The organism is Paenibacillus sp. FSL H7-0940 (assembly GCF_037979415.1).
Lineage (GTDB): Bacteria > Bacillota > Bacilli > Paenibacillales > Paenibacillaceae > Paenibacillus > Paenibacillus amylolyticus.
The window spans coordinates 5,654,114-5,671,545 of the sequence record NZ_CP150280.1 but is presented as its reverse complement, the minus strand read 5'-3'; the positions used below and the strand labels follow the sequence as shown (position 1 = coordinate 5,671,545).

At 45.2% G+C, this 17,432-nt stretch carries 18 protein-coding genes and 1 riboswitch; of the genes, 16 read left to right on the top strand and 2 right to left on the bottom strand.

The annotated features are described in order from the left end of the window. Nucleotides 1–6: 6 nt before the first annotated feature. Nucleotides 7–447, top strand: coding sequence for a hypothetical protein (locus tag MHB71_RS25120; protein ID WP_340027960.1), 441 nt, complete (start codon nt 7–9; stop codon nt 445–447). A 654-nt stretch (nt 448–1,101) separates the two neighbouring features. Here MHB71_RS25120 and MHB71_RS25115 read toward each other — a convergent pair. Beyond that, nucleotides 1,102–1,626, bottom strand: a complete 525-nt coding sequence (locus tag MHB71_RS25115) for a hypothetical protein (protein ID WP_036606136.1) — start codon at nt 1,624–1,626, stop codon at nt 1,102–1,104. Nucleotides 1,627–2,126: 500 nt separating this feature from the next. On the opposite strand from MHB71_RS25115, the gene MHB71_RS25110 reads away from it, so the two are divergent. The 12 genes from MHB71_RS25110 to rsmI all read left to right on the top strand — a co-directional run bounded on the left by MHB71_RS25110 (nt 2,127) and on the right by rsmI (nt 12,096). After that, a complete protein-coding gene (locus MHB71_RS25110; protein ID WP_017691396.1) occupies nt 2,127–2,312 on the top strand; it encodes a sigma factor G inhibitor Gin in 186 nt (61 codons plus the stop codon). A 257-nt stretch (nt 2,313–2,569) separates the two neighbouring features. Next, nucleotides 2,570–4,396 (top strand): aminotransferase class I/II-fold pyridoxal phosphate-dependent enzyme, encoded by a 1,827-nt coding sequence (locus MHB71_RS25105; RefSeq protein ID WP_340027959.1) that lies wholly within the window; start codon nt 2,570–2,572, stop codon nt 4,394–4,396. 509 nt (nt 4,397–4,905) lie between these two features. Continuing rightward, nucleotides 4,906–5,334: a CidA/LrgA family protein gene (locus MHB71_RS25100; RefSeq protein WP_340018840.1), complete on the top strand. Its 429-nt coding sequence runs from the start codon at nt 4,906–4,908 to the stop codon at nt 5,332–5,334. Beyond that, nucleotides 5,304–5,996 (top strand): LrgB family protein, encoded by a 693-nt coding sequence (locus MHB71_RS25095; protein WP_051449580.1) that lies wholly within the window; start codon nt 5,304–5,306, stop codon nt 5,994–5,996. The genes MHB71_RS25100 and MHB71_RS25095 overlap by 31 nt, the downstream gene beginning before the upstream one ends. Nucleotides 5,997–6,213: 217 nt before the next feature. Next, the gene (gene tmk, locus MHB71_RS25090) at nt 6,214–6,861 is read left to right on the top strand and encodes a dTMP kinase (RefSeq protein ID WP_017691392.1); all 648 of its coding nucleotides are present in this window, start codon (nt 6,214–6,216) and stop codon (nt 6,859–6,861) included. A 61-nt stretch (nt 6,862–6,922) separates the two neighbouring features. Further along, nucleotides 6,923–7,252 carry a cyclic-di-AMP receptor gene (locus MHB71_RS25085; protein WP_017691391.1) on the top strand — a complete coding sequence of 110 codons (330 nt, stop codon included), beginning with the start codon at nt 6,923–6,925 and terminating at the stop codon, nt 7,250–7,252. 344 nt (nt 7,253–7,596) lie between these two features. Next, nucleotides 7,597–8,040: a YaaR family protein gene (locus MHB71_RS25080; protein WP_017691389.1), complete on the top strand. Its 444-nt coding sequence runs from the start codon at nt 7,597–7,599 to the stop codon at nt 8,038–8,040. Between the two features lie 9 nt (nt 8,041–8,049). After that, on the top strand, nt 8,050–9,021 hold the full coding sequence (holB, locus tag MHB71_RS25075) for a DNA polymerase III subunit delta' (protein WP_036606132.1): 972 nt from the start codon (nt 8,050–8,052) through the stop codon (nt 9,019–9,021). Between the two features lie 117 nt (nt 9,022–9,138). Further along, nucleotides 9,139–9,939: a stage 0 sporulation family protein gene (locus tag MHB71_RS25070; RefSeq protein ID WP_017691387.1), complete on the top strand. Its 801-nt coding sequence runs from the start codon at nt 9,139–9,141 to the stop codon at nt 9,937–9,939. Between the two features lie 28 nt (nt 9,940–9,967). Continuing rightward, entirely contained in the window at nt 9,968–10,336 is a 369-nt protein-coding gene (yabA, locus tag MHB71_RS25065; protein WP_017691386.1) for a DNA replication initiation control protein YabA, read from the top strand. A gap of 95 nt (nt 10,337–10,431) precedes the next feature. Further along, on the top strand, nt 10,432–11,211 hold the full coding sequence (locus MHB71_RS25060) for a tRNA1(Val) (adenine(37)-N6)-methyltransferase (protein WP_036606131.1): 780 nt from the start codon (nt 10,432–10,434) through the stop codon (nt 11,209–11,211). Next, nucleotides 11,212–12,096, top strand: a complete 885-nt coding sequence (gene rsmI / locus MHB71_RS25055; RefSeq protein WP_036606130.1) for a 16S rRNA (cytidine(1402)-2'-O)-methyltransferase — start codon at nt 11,212–11,214, stop codon at nt 12,094–12,096. 282 nt (nt 12,097–12,378) lie between these two features. Here rsmI and MHB71_RS25050 read toward each other — a convergent pair whose 3' ends face one another. Further along, nucleotides 12,379–12,633, bottom strand: coding sequence for an AbrB/MazE/SpoVT family DNA-binding domain-containing protein (locus MHB71_RS25050; RefSeq protein ID WP_024633700.1), 255 nt, complete (start codon nt 12,631–12,633; stop codon nt 12,379–12,381). A 317-nt stretch (nt 12,634–12,950) separates the two neighbouring features. On the opposite strand from MHB71_RS25050, the gene MHB71_RS25045 reads away from it, so the two are divergent. From MHB71_RS25045 to MHB71_RS25035, 3 genes are all read left to right on the top strand, one after another. Continuing rightward, complete coding sequence (locus tag MHB71_RS25045) at nt 12,951–14,228, top strand: HD domain-containing protein (protein ID WP_036606129.1); 1,278 nt, start codon at nt 12,951–12,953, stop codon at nt 14,226–14,228. A 333-nt stretch (nt 14,229–14,561) separates the two neighbouring features. Continuing rightward, the gene (locus MHB71_RS25040; protein ID WP_179087975.1) at nt 14,562–15,332 is read left to right on the top strand and encodes a TatD family hydrolase; all 771 of its coding nucleotides are present in this window, start codon (nt 14,562–14,564) and stop codon (nt 15,330–15,332) included. Nucleotides 15,333–15,573: 241 nt separating this feature from the next. Continuing rightward, nucleotides 15,574–15,827, top strand: a riboswitch (cyclic di-AMP (ydaO/yuaA leader). Between the two features lie 273 nt (nt 15,828–16,100). Next, nucleotides 16,101–17,285 (top strand): 3D domain-containing protein, encoded by a 1,185-nt coding sequence (locus MHB71_RS25035; protein WP_036606128.1) that lies wholly within the window; start codon nt 16,101–16,103, stop codon nt 17,283–17,285. The last annotated feature ends 147 nt before the right edge of the window (nt 17,286–17,432 follow it).

The following is a 17,432-nucleotide window of genomic DNA, read 5'->3' as shown; positions in this document are numbered from 1 at the left end:
GTGTGTGTGTTAAGTTGGCGGAGACTTGGACTACAATCATTTCTGTTGCTTTGTCTGACCGTTGTTCTAGCAGGATGCGGTGAAGCTTCAGGATCTGTATGGACTTCATATGAAGGCGCGGTGAACGAGAAGAGTTTTCCGGTGCCGAAAGTAGCGAATAAATCTGACCAGTCTGAAAATAATTCGGATATGGATTATGTTCGATATACGCTGTCTGGTATTAGTGAGAGTACTAGCTTGCCTGAGGTATATCTAGACGAGATTAAAAGCTGGGGTTGGACAGAGAGGCAAGCCAAGGGTACATCCAATGAATCCAGTACCTTGCGTGTATTTGCAAAGGAAGGACATACTGTGCATTTAGCAGTTCATGATGGTTTCTTTACACTAATGGTTCCTAGAAATGATGCTACTCAAACGACAGTTAAATCATTGGATGAAGATGATTGAGCTGGTTCAGGTATGGTTTGGTATGATTAATTAACGCTGTGATGTTCCTTATAATATAGTAAAGCTCCCGTGTACTTGATCGGGGGCTTTTTGTTATTTGGCGAATTAGGTTTTAGTAATGATTGGAGAAGCTATCACGTATGGTGGATCAGTGGTCATACATGTTCAGAAGGAATGGAGCAGCTTCTTTTGTACACGTATAGGTGGTATGTGTGCTTGAAGCATAGGGGAGTGTGGAGCGCTAAAAGTAGAGGGGGAGAGATATAAGTTGCATAAAGGTATTGAGGTAATGAAAGGCTGATGGAAGCGACCATAAGGGGGATAGAGCTGAGACTGAGTGAGAGATCGCTTAAAGGTGTAAGATCTACGAGATATCTGGGGTTATGAGGATATGGAGCAGCGGGAGGAAAAGAGGAGAAGAACGGAGCCACGAGTGGGGATAACTCATTTAACTATGCCCATGCTGTGGATAATGGATGAGAAGGGAACAATAAATAAAAGTTATCCACAGTGGATAACCTTTATTTGAGCATGTGAGGCTGAGTCAACTGAACGATACACGATTATGTTTTTGCATCAGATTATTCGAAGGGCTCAGCGGTTATGTATTACAAGTAAGTAAGGTACATTGAGTATTGCATAAATGAGGGAGTGTTATTGCAGATAATATGAGACATCTTGTTCATTCAATTTGATGAGTCCGTCTTTGCGCTCGCGGGAGAGAACCATTACAACATATAAGCGAGGACCCAGCAACCACAAATGCCAGAAGATCAGCGAGAGGGTGAAGGACAATGGCGACCATATCAAACATACTGTAATGATACATAATCCAATCCAGCTCATGTTAAGGTGTACCCGGACAAACATACGGAAGCTAAAATGCTGATCAGGGATATAACCTAACCAGGGCATACGCATATTCCAGCGCCAGCGTTTGGCGTAAGAGGTACGGACCAGCAGTAATATGGTTCTGGCGATGACATAATGAATCCAGATGGTGATTGGACCTGCCAGTACAAAAAAGAAGAGGCCAGTCCAGGAGAATGCGAGTAGATTGAATAAGAGCATGATGACCGGCAGACACAGATAGCTGTAAATGACACTGCGGGCGATAGCCTTTTTTTTCAGAAGCCGGTATTGATAAAATGTTGCTTTATTCTCCGGTTCGGCGATCATACGATTATATATCCTCCTTCGGATTCACGTTTGTGTGGGGTAGGTATTCGTTTTTCTTACACGAGTAAAAGGGAATGAATCATACATGTATGTATATATGAACCTTGTATCTCACGCCATGACGATTGTACAAGATATTGAGATTCGACGGAGCTTATCTCAGTATACTCCCGAATACAAGGACTGTCAGGCTTTGATATCGTTATCATGTATTATATATCGGCTGGGATTCCAAGTTTTTTTAAGGAAATTAAATATAAGTTTGAGTCAGGCCAAGGGATACGTGATGTAGAGGTAAATGCGATGGAATGTAGGATAACTGTATATACATAAGCAGGTGAATGTTCTTGTAGGGAGAATGAATGTATTTTTCGGTACAGACACCCAAGAGGGGGTGGGCGAATATATATATTTTATAGAAAGAAAGCACTATGAAAATGTTTAAAATAATAGAAACTGTGCAATACTGATAGTAAACGTAAAACAAGGTGGGATGGTTCATGGAAGAACATGCCGAACACACATGTATTATCTGCGAGCAAAGAAAAAGAGAAGGCATTTTTATTGTATCTGAATTCATATGTGACACTTGTGAAGCAGAAATGGTTCATACTGACGCGCAGGATGCCAAGTACAATTATTTTATTCATCAAATGAAGCAAATTTGGGTACAAAAAAACGCATAATAAATGTTGCTAATAGAAGTAGAAGCGAAACATCACATTGTAACGATGCTGATGTGTATAGAGGCCCAATGGGCCTTTTTCTGTTTTTAAGAGGAGAGATTGTCTTGTATGCCATCTTGGGAAGGCGTATGCTGATATAATGGTATAGATCATTTGCAGTAGAGCGTGTGGAGATGGGGAAGAAATGCTTTCCTTGGATTAGGAAGCATTTTGGAGCGCATAGGGCGCACATTATATATGTACAGGATGGTTATTTCATGGATCATAAAAATAAATCAAGTAGAGCCCCTTTATATGAAGCGTTGCTTGCGTATCGTGATTCGAAGCAGCGTTCTTTTCATGTGCCTGGGCATAAGAATGGACAAGCTTATCGACATTTGGTAGAACAAGCAGAAGCAGGGCAATCTCCAGCTAAGGATTTCGTTAATGAGGAACACCAGCACAACGGTGAGATTCAGAATGATGGAGATAAGAATGTTAATCATAAGGTAGAGCGTTTCAGTTCGGTGGGTGAACATGGGGCTGATCTAGAGAGCGGGAAACATTTTGGTGACGAAGGGGTTCGTTTGGAAATAGAACTGACACCAGTGCGTTCATTTCTGGAGATGATGGAGATGGATGTTACGGAGATTACGGGCACCGACGATTTGCATCATCCGGAAGGTGTGATCCAGGAAGCACAGGAGCTTGCGGCAGATTGTTTTGGTGCGGAGGAGAGTTTCTTCCTTGTGGGAGGCAGTACGGCAGGTAATTTGTCTCTATTGCTAACTGTGTGTGATGAGCCAAACAGTATTGTGCTGGTGCAACGGAATGTGCACAAATCGGTTATTCACGGGTTAATGCTGGCAGGCGCAAGAGCTGTATTTCTGGAGCCGTGGGTCGATCCTGCGTCTGGACTTGCGGTCATGCCGTCGGTGGAGACGGTTCAGGCTGCTGTCCAGTCCTATCCTGAGGCAAAGGGAGTATTAGTCACGTTGCCCAATTATTACGGCATGGGCGCTGATCTGACGCCCATAGCCGAGGTATGCCACGCCGCTGGCATGCCATTGCTCGTGGATGAAGCGCATGGCGCGCATTATGGGCAGCATCCGGAGCTGCCTGTCTCTGCACTGTCGTGCGGAGCAGACGGTGTCGTGCAGTCGACACATAAGATGCTGACGGCTTTCACCATGGGTGCCATGTTGCACATTCAGGGACCACTGTTAAACCGGTCCCTGTTAAGGCAACGCCTGGCCATGGTGCAAAGCTCAAGCCCATCATACCCGGTGATGGCTTCGCTTGATCTGGCGCGCAGGCTACTGCATGTGCAGGGCGCGAGCACATTCACGGCGGGGTTCGCCGCCGTGAATGCCTTTAAGCGCGGCCTCGCGGAGCTGCCGCGCTTTCAGTTGCTGCAGCCTGCACAGCCGCTGCAGCCAGAACCGCCAGCCGGAACAGCGAAGCCGGCTGGCATGTCCGTGTCCGCTGCGCAGCAGACACGGGAGGGTCTGACCGCGGCGGCGATGCCATCTGCCGCGGGGTATACCGCTCAGGACCCATTCAAGGCCGTCATCTATGACGGCGCAGGGGTGCTGAGCGGTTATAGGCTACAGCAGCAGCTGGAAGCATGCGGCTGTGTGCCTGAGATGAGCGACGAACGGTACGTCGTCTTGCTCTTCAGCCTGGGCTCAACGGTGCAAGATGCTCAGCACCTGTTGCAAGCTTTACACCATATCAGCTCTGCCGATGGGCATGAGCAGAACCAATCCAATACAGAGCCATCGCAACAGATTGCGAAAGGTTCGGCACATTATATTTCCACGTGGAACAATTTACAAGAAACCACTCGCTACTCGGAACCGATCTCCTTTACACTGCAACCAATTGTGGAGACGAATACGATCAATGTGCCGATAGAAGAAAGCGTAGGCTGTCGATCAGCTGAGATGGTAGTCCCGTATCCTCCAGGGATTCCGCTTGTATATCCGGGTGAACGTATTAGTCTATCGATGGTGGCACGTATACAACTCCTGCGGGATGAGGGTGCAAAATTTCATGGGGTATCCGATGCATCTCTACAGTCATTGAAGGTTATGAAGGAATGAAGGGAACACATGAGGATCTGAATTGCATTCACCAATAGGTAGGCAATATGACCAATACGGATAGCGATACCGGACCCTACACATGTGAGGGTCTCTTGGTCATTAATCTAGTTGCTAGGGCGTGTCTTCAAAATCAGGCATGCAATACGTTGAAGGATGTCAGGGTCCAACAGCTTGAAGTCAAGGATTGCTGATCCTGGCGAATTGTCCAGACGATTTTCTAAGAAACCGAGGACGTCTTATTTAGCCTTCGAGTCCTCCTTTTATTTTGTAAGGAACCTGAGACACGTTATTAACCATATTGACCTAACAAACACGCTGTAAACGGCTGGTTATTCCAATATACCGTGTTTCAGATTCCTTAGATTGCTGCGGGCGCTTCAAATCGCTGAATAAGACGTCACAGGGTCGTTAGCCCTCCCGCTCCGTGCCCTGCTCCAGACACATTCAGTTTGAAGACACGCTTTAGTTCAACTTATATAGATAGACATAAGAAAGAAGGGAACACTTTGGGTATTCCGCTAAAAAAATATACAGGAATAGTCCTGCAAGTTTTGTTGATGTACGGTTTTTATTGGATTGGCAACTTGATTCAAGCTGTATTACATCTGCCGTTAACAGGCAGTATTGTGGGCATGATGGTATTGTTTGTCACCATTCAACTGGGATGGATCAAAATGAGCTGGGGAGAAGAAGGGTCGACGTGGCTTCAATCTCATCTGCAATTGTTGTTCATCCCGCCAACTGTGGGCATTATTAATCATTTTGATTTTTTTAGAGCGAGCACCTTGTTATTGGTTCTGGGTTTGATCGTTAGCACATTAATCACATGTCTGATATCTGCCAAATTAAGTGAGTGGCTTATGACATGGAGATCGTCTCATTCAGGCAAAAAGGAGGCGATCACTTGTCAGCATTCATCCTCGGAATTGGAATGATCGCGCTAACCATCGCTGTATATATTCCAGCTACTCGTCTATATAAAAGGCTGAAATGGCCGATCCTTATGCCTGTACTCACAACGACTGCCATCCTGATCCTGATCTTGGTAATCTCCGGTATAAAGCTGGATACGTACATGCTGGGTGGCAAATGGATACAGGAGCTCTTGGGTCCAGCAGTTGTATCGCTCGCTTTTCCCTTGTCCAGACATCTGCATGTGCTGAAGCAAAATATCATTCCAATTGTGGGTGGAACAATCGGGGGCAGTATTACAGGTGTCTCCACGGGGGCGTTGATCGCCATTCTGCTTGGCTATCCTCAAGAGATGGTCATCGCTTTATTGCCAAAATCAGTGACAACTCCTGTGGCTATTCAACTCGCTAATCAGGTTGGGGGGAATGCCTCATTCACATCGCTGTTTGTGATGATTGCAGGATTCTCAGGGATATTATTAGGGCCGATGCTCTTGAAATGGGCCAAGGTCCGCAGTAAACATGCCTATGGAATTGGACTGGGTTCAGCGTCTCATGCCCTCGGCATGGCAAGGTCTTTTGAATATGGAGAGAATGCGGTAGCCCTCAGTTCAGTTTCCATGATTGTCAGTGCTATTGCCGGATCAATTATGCTTCCATTATGGGTATGGATTATCTACGGTTGAACGCTTTACTTTGTTGTTCATGTTGGAGTAACTGCTGACCTATAGTATGATAGAAAGAAACAAGCTTGTATGATCTTGGTGTTATTAATACGTACCGATATAGCTGTAGCTATACACCTCTGGGCGGGGGATATCATATCTTGTAGCAAGAGGGTCTAAGCATATTCAATTACAGCAGCAATAGATGCAATTATCGACATAGAAAGCAGGGAAGCATATGCAGGGCAGAGGTAAATTCATTACGCTGGAAGGGGGAGAGGGTTCCGGTAAAACAACGATGATCGGTAGAATAGGTTCTTATTTTGAAGAACGGGGTATACCTTACGTAGTTACGCGAGAGCCTGGTGGAATTGAGATTGCGGAGAAAATACGTTCAATTATTCTGGACCCTCTTCATACGGCAATGGATGCTCGAACCGAAGCGCTATTGTATGCAGCTGCACGCAGCCAGCATCTGGCGGAGAAAGTAGAGCCTGCGCTGAGAGCTGGAAAAGCAGTCATCTGTGACCGATTTGTCGATAGCAGTCTGGTCTATCAAGGCTACGCCCGTGGACTCGGGATAGAGAATGTATGGGCCATTAACCGTTTTGCGATTGGTGATCTCATGCCGGATGTGACCTTATATCTGGACATTGAGCCTGAAGTGGGGCTTGCCCGGATCGATGCTCATGATGGCCGCGAAGTGAACCGTCTGGATCTGGAAAATCTGGAGTTTCACCGTAAAGTGCGAGAGGGTTACTTCCTATTAAAAGAGCAGTTCCCGGAACGGATCAGAGTTATCGATGCTTCCATGAAGCAGGAGGATGTCTTGGCAGCAATGATTTTGTCGCTGGAGACAGGGATTTTGAAGGATTTTGACGAGTAATTGTCTAATATATAGACAGGGCATTTGATAAAGGTGCTTATTCTAAAGGAGGTTATGCAGGATGAAACTGATTGTTGCGATTATACAGGATAAAGACAGCAACCGATTATCCAGCGCATTGGTCAAAGCAAACTTTCGGGCAACGAAGCTTGCCAGTACGGGCGGATTTTTGAAGGCAGGCAACACGACGTTTATGATCGGTGTCGATGATGGTCAAGTCGAATCCGTAATGAACGTCATTCGCAGCAGCTGTAAGGTTCGTGAACAGCTCGTGACTCCGGTCACACCGATGAGTGGAACAACCGACTCTTACCTGCCGCTACCTGTTGAAGTTCAAGTAGGCGGAGCTACTGTATTTGTTCTCCCGGTAGATCGCTTCGAACATTTCTAATTAAACCTATTGCATGGATCCCATGAGGGTCCTTCATGATTGATAGCATGTTGGAAACGATGGATGCAAGAAGAGTTAACAGAGTTCGTGCGTGCCACTTACGGAACGCCTTTTTTGACGAGAAAAATCAGCATACTCTTTCCGGATGAGCATTTCCCAGCTGGGGGAATGGTTCATTTCGGAAAGAGGTTGACTACAAAGAACTAGTCCTTGATGGTGATGTGTATCTACCATTATATATAGAGTGTGATCAGCATATATAAAAGCCTCATTCTCACGCACAGGCGCAACGCGCACTGTGCTGATGGGCGATTGGCTAACTATGATAGAAAGCGGGCGTATCCATGAAAATCAATCCTGGATTCAGACCGATTCAGAGCGGGATCAGTTCTACTGATTCAGGTTCCAAACCGGTTCAATCCAAAAATTTCTCTGATATGATGAATCACCAGGGGGAACGGGCCTCACAAGCTGAACTGAATCGCCGGTTTAGTGAAATCCAGCTTCAGGGAGATCGCTTGGCACGTTCCATGACGATTCGTGAACTGAAGGCGTATAAGCAACTTGTTAAAAGGTTCCTGGAAGAGACCGTTCGTCGCGGTGTATCCATGAAAGAGACAAGGGGTTGGGATCGTCGTGGCAGAGGTAAGCGGTATAAGCTGATTGATGAAATTGACTCCGCTCTGTTATCCATGGCTGATGAATTGCTGGATACAGAAGAAGGAAAAATCTCTCTATTACAACAAGTAGGCGAAATTCGGGGGATGCTTATTAATTTAAGCTTCTGAGGAGGAAGTATGTCCTTTCAACAGATTATGGGTCAACAAGCGGCCAAGAAAATGTTACAAAGCAGTTTGAGACGTAAGGCAATAAGCCATGCGTATTTGTTTAGCGGTCCAGCTGGTAGCGGGCAACGGAAGACGGCAATTACCTTTGCCAAGGCAATATTCTGTACAGAGCTTGAAGATGACGCTTGTGGGCAGTGTCTTGAATGTCGTAAGGTAGATCATGGTAACCATCCGGATCTAACCATGCTTGCACCAGATGGAAACAACATTAAAATAGATCAAATCCGGGATCTGCAACGTATCTTTTCATACCGATCAGAGGCAGGCCATCCCAAAGTATATATTATAGAACAAGCCGAGAAAATGACGGTGCAGGCAGCAAACAGTTTGCTCAAATTTCTGGAGGAACCGCAGGTACCAGCAGTCGGCATCCTGATTACAGATAATGGACAGGCCATGTTGCCAACGATCCGCTCACGCTCCCAATTGGTACCGTTCAGCGCACTGAATCCGGAAGAGATGCTGCAATCACTAATTGAGGAAGGGCACCCTGCCAATCTGGCTCGCTCTGCCGTCCATTTAGCGTCAGGATTGGAAGCATGTAGAGAAATTCTCCAGCAGAATTGGTTTGCAGAAATTAGAAACGTAATGTTACAATTAGGGAAGGAGTCCCTGGGTAGAGGAAGTACATCATTGATCTCTGCACAGCAGAAGCTTTTTAAAACCGGACTCTCTGAACACCTGGACATGCTGCTTAGTTTGTTCCATCTATGGTTTAGGGACATGCTGTATGTTCAGTACGATAGGCATGAACATATCGTTTTTATAGATCAGTTAGACATGTTATCTCAGTTGGCACATACCCGCAGCACAGAGCAGTGGGTCTCCTATATGGATATGGCCGCAGCATGCAGAAAAAAATTGCGTTTCAACGTCAATGGCCAGCTTTGTCTGGAGCAATTTTTGATCGGTTTGGCATAAGACTGGGAGAGGGCAAAGTCAGCTCCAATCATATGCAAACGGTTATAACTTCGGCCGGTTCCCTAAGAAGACGGGGCTTCAGACGAAGTGGGGTTGGCTTACAAGGGGGTTAATTTTTTGTACAGTGTAGTGGGTGTCCGTTTCAAAAAAGCGGGCAAAATTTATTACTTCGATCCCCTGGACCTTCCCATTGAGAAAGAAAACTGCGTTATCGTGGAGACAGCGCGGGGGGTTGAGTACGGTAAGGTTGTCGTAGGTAAGAAGGAAGTGGGCGAGTCCGATGTGGTGTTGCCGCTGAAGAAAGTCATCCGCGTTGCGGGCGATACAGATGCCCGTGTGGTTGATGAGAACAAACGTGCAGCCAAAGAAGCATTCGGTACTTGTTTAAATAAAATCAAAGACCATGGCCTCAAAATGAAGCTGGTCGATGTGGAATTTACGTTTGATCGCAATAAAATTATATTTTATTTTACAGCTGAAGGAAGAGTTGATTTCCGGGAGCTGGTCAAGGATCTGGCAAGCATATTCCGGACACGAATCGAGCTGAGACAGATTGGTGTACGTGATGAAGCGAAGATGCTTGGCGGAATCGGACCTTGCGGCCGTGTGTTGTGTTGTTCTTCCTGGCTGGGAGACTTTGAGCCGGTATCAATCAAGATGGCTAAAGATCAGAGCCTGTCACTGAATCCGACGAAAATTTCAGGGTTGTGCGGAAGACTCATGTGCTGTCTGAAATTTGAGCATGATAACTATGAAAGTGTGAGAGAAGAACTGCCAGCTGTAGGCAAATTGGTCGTCACCTCATTGGGTGAAGGAAAAGTTGTCGGAATTAATGCCGGTAGCCGCACAGTCCATGTTCAACTGTTCGACATCAGTAAAGTCAAAGAACTTCCGCTGGATGACGTCGTTATCAAGTAAACCATAAAGGTTGCTTCGGGGTGGAAACTTGGAAAAGAAAAATCTGTTTACGCACATTCATGAAATGGAAACCCAACTGGGTCAGTTGCACGGTGATTTAGGAGAGTTAAAAATGATTGTGAAGGAGCTGCTTGAGGATAATCAGCGGCTTACCATCGAGAATGAGCAGTTACGCAAACTGCTCAAACGTGAGGCTCCGGCAGATCTGCCGATCTCTTCAGCACTCGCTCCTGTAGCAAGACCAGCAGGTCCGGCTACAGGCGAGGATGTTGTGGGTGAAGGGTATGATAATCTGGCCCGGTTGTATCACGAAGGCTTCCATATCTGCAACGTCTATTATGGACATTTGCGGACGGAAGGCGATTGTCTGTTCTGCCTGTCTTTTTTGAATAAATGAAGTGACCGTAGGGATCCCCTACGGTTTTTTTTCAAGGTTATAAACCTAAACTAAACAAACATGAGATATAGAGTACCGGAGGATGAGCGTAACATATGGAAGAAAATGAAGTTGTGTTACATGAGTCAGAGCGGATTGATGATCTGCTCTCTCATGATCTGAGAATCATTCAAAGTGATGAAGTGTTTAGTTTTTCGATGGATGCCGTATTATTAGCCCGGTTTGCTTCCGTACCTAAACGGGGTCGTATACTTGATTTGTGTACGGGTAACGGGGTGGTTCCCATTTTGCTTACAACGCGTACGCAGGCTAGTCTGGAAGGGATCGAGATTCAGCCACGTTTGGCTGATATGGCGCGTCGCAGTGTGCAATTAAATGCATTGGATGAGTCGATTATGATTCGTGAAGGTGATTTGCGAGAACTGGTGAAAGAAACAGGACATGCTGTATACGATGCAATAACGGTTAATCCTCCATACATGCCCCTGAATGGCAGTGATCTCAAGATGAATACACATCAGGCAATGGCACGTCATGAGATCGGATGTACCCTGGAAGAAGTGATTCAGGCGTGCAGTCGACTTGTACGTAATGGCGGCAAAGTATCGATGGTTCATCGTCCACAGCGCCTTGCAGAGATTATCTCACTCATGCGCGAATATAAGCTGGAACCAAAACGGATTCGGATGGTACATCCCCGTGCTCATCTGGAAGCCAACATGGTGTTAATTGAAGGAATGAAAGATGGTAAACCGGAAGTTAGGATGCTTCCTCCACTCATTGTCTACAATGAAGAGGGGAAATACTGCGAAGAGATTATGGATATTTACTATGGTCAGCAACATGCTGAGCGTACTACGAAAGGAGGGCTTTAGATGACTTTGCATATTCAAAAAAGCTATGCGGAGCAGCCTGAAGGATCAGGCAAGCTCTATCTGGTTGGAACACCCATTGGTAATCTGGAGGATATGACCTTCCGTGCCATCAAGACATTGCAGAGTTGTGACATCATTGCAGCAGAAGATACACGCCAGACCCGAAAGCTGCTTACCCATTTTGAAATTACACCTTCGATGCTGTTTAGTTATCATGAGCATAATAAGGGGGCGAGTGGACCTGAACTGATACGCTATATAATAGAAGGAAAAAATTTGGCACTCGTCAGCGATGCCGGTTTGCCAGCCATTTCGGACCCTGGTTCTGACCTTGTACAGCTTGCATTGGAAGCCGGAATAACGGTCATTCCCATCCCGGGGCCCAATGCTGCGTTGTCTGCTCTGATCGTGTCCGGATTACCGACGGAGCGTTTTACATTCGGCGGTTTTTTGCCGCGGGAGAAAAAGGACATGCGAAAAGTGCTGGAGGCTTTTGACGAATCCAACGGGACTTTGTTATTTTATGAATCGCCTCACCGTATTCGGAAAACATTAGTCCACCTCGAAGAAATTCTGGGTGATCGCTCGATTGTCCTGGCACGTGAACTAACCAAGCGTCATGAGGAATTCGCAAGGGGTACTGTGAGGGAATGCATAGACTGGCTTGAAGAACATCCACCTCTTGGCGAGTACTGCTTGCTGGTAGAAGGCATTAAGGAAGAGGAGCGTAAGGCTGAGCGCGAAGCATGGTGGCAGCTCATGTCACTCGCGGATCATGTCAGCCATTATGAGGGTGAAGGACATAACCGCAAAGATGCAATGAAAAAAACGGCTACCGATCGCGGTCTGGCGAAGCGTGATGTATATAATGCATTAATCGAGTAGTAATCTAACCAAATATCTTCTGTTGTGGTTAACATAACCTGAAAAGAAGCTTATATCCAACCTTAGTGGAATATTAAAAAGAGCAGAGTGGCTAAAAAAAATTCCGAACAAATTTCATCGTTCTCTCCCAGTTCGCGTGTGACAGAATCATTTTGGGTAATGGAACCCATAACAAGGCAAAAAAATACCTTCCGCGGTGGGGTTCACACCGGGAAGGTCATTAAGGAATATTAAAAAGGTTAGAAATAACAATTTAGATAAGTCCAGTATACCTGGTTTTTCTTATTTTGTCACAGGTGCAGGGATTTCGGAAATACATTCGTTACAAACAATTTTACCTTTGAAGTAAGTAACGTTCTCTGCATTACCACAGAAGATACAAGCAGGCTCGTATTTTTTCAACATGATGCGCTCGCCGTCAACGTAGATTTCCAGAGCATCTTTTTCACCAATACCGAGCGTACGGCGCAATTCAATTGGAATAACTACCCGTCCCAGTTCGTCCACTTTTCTTACAATACCTGTTGATTTCATCATTATAATCAGTGCTCCTCTCAGCTAACTATCTTTGTCATTATTCGACATTATTTTATGTTTTATGATACTCATCATACCAACGATTCCCAAATCAGTCAACCTTAAAATTAGCTTAAAATTAAGGCTGTTTTTCACAAGGTTACTGGTGGTAAGGGATTGGAAGCCATTTTTCGCATTTAAACCTCAATGTCAGCTTTGTCGATTTGGAAAACGACAAAACTACTTCATTCGACAAAGTTCGTCATATGGTGTCGAATCTTAGGTGAATCGCAGAGCTCAAAGCGTTAATATAAAAGAAATTAAAGGAGTGAGTCGACATGGAACAACGTTTAACGGAAGAGAAAGTATTCAAAGATCCGGTACATAATTATATCCACGTGCAAGATCCGGTTATATGGCAGTTAATTAACACCCCGGAATTTCAGCGTTTACGCCGGATTCGTCAACTAGGTACTTCTTACCTTACCTTTCACGGAGCAGAGCATAGTCGGTTCTCACATTCACTAGGTGTTTATGAGATCACACGCAAGATCATCTCTCAATTTGAAAGAAGTCATTATTCGGATTGGCCGAAGGAAGAAAAGATTGTAGCTCTGTGTGCAGCTCTACTTCATGATCTCGGGCATGGGCCATTCTCTCACTCCATCGAGGAAGCTTTTGACATGAATCACGAAGATTGGACTTGTCGCATTATTACAGGTGATACCGAAGTAGGGGCGATCTTAAGACGGTATGCTCCTGATTTTCCTGAGAAAGTAGCGTCTGTCATTCAAAAAACGTATGAAAAGCCGATTGTGGTGAACTTGGTGACCAGTCCGCTTGATGCAGACCGAATGGATTATTTGCTCAGGGATGCCTATTTTACAGGTGTAAATTACGGCACGATTGACCTTGATCGTATCCTTCGGATGCTGCGTCCTTATCATGGGCGGATTGTAGTCAAGGAGTCAGGCATGCATGCTGTGGAGGATTACCTAATGTCTCGGTATCAGATGTATTGGCAGATTTACTTCCATCCGGTAACTCGTAGTTCTGAAATTATATTGCGGCAAATATTCAAGCGAGCGAAAACACTCCTACAACATGGTTTTCAATTCCGCTTCATGATTGATCCACTCCCTCAATTATTTGAAGGAGAATTATCCGTGGATGAATATTTGCAGTTGGATGAAGCATTAATTCAGACGGCATTTACGCAGTGGCGCAAGGAGGACGATACTGTTCTGAGTGAGTTATGCGAACGTTTTATGGATCGCAAGTTATATAAGTATGTAGAGCTTGAACAGGTCGACTTGACAATGATGGAAGAGATTCGGGAAGCTTTTGTACAGGCTGGCCTCGATCCCGAATATGATCTTGAAATTGATTTTCCTTCGGATAATCCGTATGATGTGTTTCGTCCGGATGAATCCACAGATAAGCAGATTCTTCTTCTGGATCGACAGGACAATTTACGTGAGTTGTCAGAAGTATCTGACATTGTCCGTTCCATCAGTGGGCTTCACCGAGGGAAACATCATTTGTATTACCCGCAAAACAAGGTGGATGCGATTATTCACGAATTACCGTCACATATACGCCCCTATTTCTTGTAATCGTGTGGGTATAATCCGATGAAGAATTTCGATATCAAAACACTTTCTAAAAGAGCTATTTTCCATGATACAGTAATCTGCTTTAATGGGGAGTATATGTAGATCGACATAATTTTGTAAATACAAGCAGGCAGAATGAGCACAATTAGCAATATATAGATCAGAATATCCGTATATCTTCTATATATTGTAGTTGTGAAGAAACAAGCGTAATGATGTAATACACAGATTACCCAAAATGTTTTATGTATGAGTCATTGAATTATTGAATTTTACAAATTGGATTTTGAAAAAGAAGATAGTCGTTATTTCGACATGAAGGGAGATACAGACATGATGCTGTTCGACACACATACACATCTGGATGCACCACAATTCGACGAGGACCGCGAGGACATGATTCAGCGTGCTGTGGATGCAGGAGTTGGTCGCATGATCAACATTGGCTTTAACCGGGAGACAATTCCAACCACAATGAAACTCGCTGAAACATATGACTTTATATATGCAGCTGTAGGGTGGCATCCCGTAGATGCGATCACAATGCAGGAGGGCGATTTGGAGTGGATTGCATCTTTATGCAAGCATGAAAAAGTGGTTGCGATCGGTGAGATTGGATTGGATTATCACTGGGATACTTCACCAAAAGAAATACAGCATCGCGTATTACGACAACAAATTGCTTTGGCGCGTGAAGTGAACATGCCAATTGTCATCCATAATCGGGATGCACATGAGGATATCATAAGAATTTTGCGTGAAGAGAAAGCGGGTGAAGTTGGTGGTGTGATGCACTCGTTCTCAGGCAGCTGGGAAACAGCAAAAAGTTGTCTCGATATGGGCTTCCATCTCTCCTTCGGAGGACCGATCACATTCAAAAATGCAAAGCAGCCCAAAGAGGTGCTGGAGAAGGTTCCTATGGACCGTTTTTTCATTGAAACAGATGCTCCATATTTGACACCTCACCCTTATCGTGGGAAGCGAAATGAGACAGCGCATGTACGTCTGGTTGCAGAGGCAGCTGCGGAAATTAAAGGCATTTCGGTGGAGGAAATTGCTGCAATAACAACCAAAAATGCCATGGAACGATTTGGGATTCGTTAAAAAAACGAGCAAATGAGGTGAAAAAGGCAGGTAAGCGGAGGTAATTTGCCCTTTGATCCAAATAAATCAAGAATATTACAATATTTTAACCAAATATTCAGAAAAACGTACTTGATCAACGCTTTACAACATGCATCAAAACAGGATATCATCTTTTCAGTGAATTGTTGTGCGGAAAATTGGACAGATGTTCGGGGGATGAACAAAGGGACACTTTCCGATGAAACAACATTACTTTCATGAATCAGTCTCGCTGAGTCTCCGTTATCGGAGAGCGGGGGAACCAATAGGGCTTAAACATCGGTGTATTTGGCCGATGCGCAACGTTCGCTGACCCAAAAGCAGCGAAGGGAACTGCGAAGCCGTATTTGATTTCTTCTTTGGGTCTCGGGGTGAATTCAAGGGCGTCCGCCATGAGCGGGTGACCCAAGATAGGGCGGCTCTCTTTCGCCCGAACCCGACAGCTAACCTCGCAAGCGGAAAAAGAGAGGCAACCTCGTGCATGAATTTCCGATATTCAGAATCATTCGGAAGCCACGGAAGAGTTCCTCTTACACTCTTTCTTTGGCTTTTTTGTTTTTGAATAAAAGAAATATTGTCATCATACGGTAGGTATTCAGGAGGATGACATCATGTTGCGAAGATTGATTCATGGTGCAGAATCGGATTATGTTGGTCCAATCTGTGTTCTGTAGAAAATTTGGTATAGTCACGTCAAAGACATCATGCATTACTTTAGACGGCGAGGCTATGAAGGAGGACGGAGAAGTGGGCACATTCCAACCAGAAGAGACCCATGAGTCACGATCATCCAGTAAGTCTTTCGCGTTGCGGTGGAAGCATGAGAACATGCGTCAAATGGCATTGATCGCGATTTTCTCAATTGCGCTTACAATCATGATCTTGTTAGTCGTTTACGGTCAGGCCGGGAAACAAATTTCGCTGGTTATTGATGGCAAAGCTCAGGTGGTAGAGACTCGTACAGGAATGCTTCAGGAAATGCTGGAGGAGCAGTCGATCACAGTCAGCCCTCACGATAAGGTATCCATGTCCATGAATGGGGCGATTACAGATGGAGACCGAATCGTTATTGAGCGGGCCGTTCCAGTTAACATTACGGCAGACGGAGACACCAAGACTCTGTATACAACCGATTCATCGGTAGAAGATGCAATTCAAAAATCAGGTATTCAAGTTGAAAGTAATGATAAAGTGTATCCGGCGCTTGGAACTGCGATCAAAGCGGAGATGAAGATCCGTGTAGTGCGCGTAACAAAGCGTACAGTGGAAGTAGAGCAACCGATCGCTTACAAAGTCATTAAAACGGCTGACCCTAGCTTATACAAAGGGGATAACCGTGTCGTTGTGAACGGCAAAGAAGGCACAATTGTGCAGCATATCGAAAAGGTATTTCAGGATGGAGAATTGGTCTCCAAAAAAATGGTCGGCAAATCTGTCGCGAATAATCGTGTAGATAAAGTGATCGCTGTCGGCACCAAAGCAAAACCGGTCGTGAAAGAACCTGAGATTCAGACCGTATCGGCTCAAACGTCAACAACCAAAAAGGCTACAACAACGAACTCGAAGAAAACATCTGCCTCGGGCAGCAAAGTGATTACCGTATCCGGGACTTCTTTTAAATACTCCAAAGTACTTAAAAATGTATCCATGACTGCCTACTCTTCCGAAGAGCCTGGCATTGGAACTAAAACAGCTTCCGGTACTCGTGTAACGGAAGGACGCACCATTGCGGTTGATCCCAAAGTCATTCCAATTGGCTGGTGGGTATATATCGAAGGTCTGGGATTCCGTCGTGCGGAAGATACAGGCGGTGCCATTAAAGGCAACAAAATTGATGTGTATTATGACAGTGTGAAGCATGCCCTGAATTTTGGACGTAAGAAAGGCAAGACGGTCTACGTGATCGGTCCGGTGAAGCCGGAAGCGAACTAAAATCGTTTTACTTTGAAATGGGAATGCTATAAAATAGTTGCATGAATGATTCATGCGGAATATGCGGCGGAGGAGTCTGAATTCAGTCTCCCCCGCCGTTTGGCAGAGAAGAGGATATTCCTCTTCTTTTTGCGTTAGAAAGGAAGA

Coding starts and splice junctions, on each gene's coding strand:
- MHB71_RS25115 (WP_036606136.1), bottom strand. CDS start 1,626: ATGATCGCCGAACCGGAGAATAAAGCAACATTTTATCAATACCGGCTT.
- MHB71_RS25110 (WP_017691396.1), top strand. CDS start 2,127: ATGGAAGAACATGCCGAACACACATGTATTATCTGCGAGCAAAGAAAA.
- MHB71_RS25105 (WP_340027959.1), top strand. CDS start 2,570: ATGGATCATAAAAATAAATCAAGTAGAGCCCCTTTATATGAAGCGTTG.
- tmk (WP_017691392.1), top strand. CDS start 6,214: ATGCAGGGCAGAGGTAAATTCATTACGCTGGAAGGGGGAGAGGGTTCC.
- MHB71_RS25085 (WP_017691391.1), top strand. CDS start 6,923: ATGAAACTGATTGTTGCGATTATACAGGATAAAGACAGCAACCGATTA.
- MHB71_RS25080 (WP_017691389.1), top strand. CDS start 7,597: ATGAAAATCAATCCTGGATTCAGACCGATTCAGAGCGGGATCAGTTCT.
- holB (WP_036606132.1), top strand. CDS start 8,050: ATGTCCTTTCAACAGATTATGGGTCAACAAGCGGCCAAGAAAATGTTA.
- MHB71_RS25060 (WP_036606131.1), top strand. CDS start 10,432: ATGGAAGAAAATGAAGTTGTGTTACATGAGTCAGAGCGGATTGATGAT.
- rsmI (WP_036606130.1), top strand. CDS start 11,212: ATGACTTTGCATATTCAAAAAAGCTATGCGGAGCAGCCTGAAGGATCA.
- MHB71_RS25050 (WP_024633700.1), bottom strand. CDS start 12,633: ATGATGAAATCAACAGGTATTGTAAGAAAAGTGGACGAACTGGGACGG.
- MHB71_RS25045 (WP_036606129.1), top strand. CDS start 12,951: ATGGAACAACGTTTAACGGAAGAGAAAGTATTCAAAGATCCGGTACAT.
- MHB71_RS25040 (WP_179087975.1), top strand. CDS start 14,562: ATGATGCTGTTCGACACACATACACATCTGGATGCACCACAATTCGAC.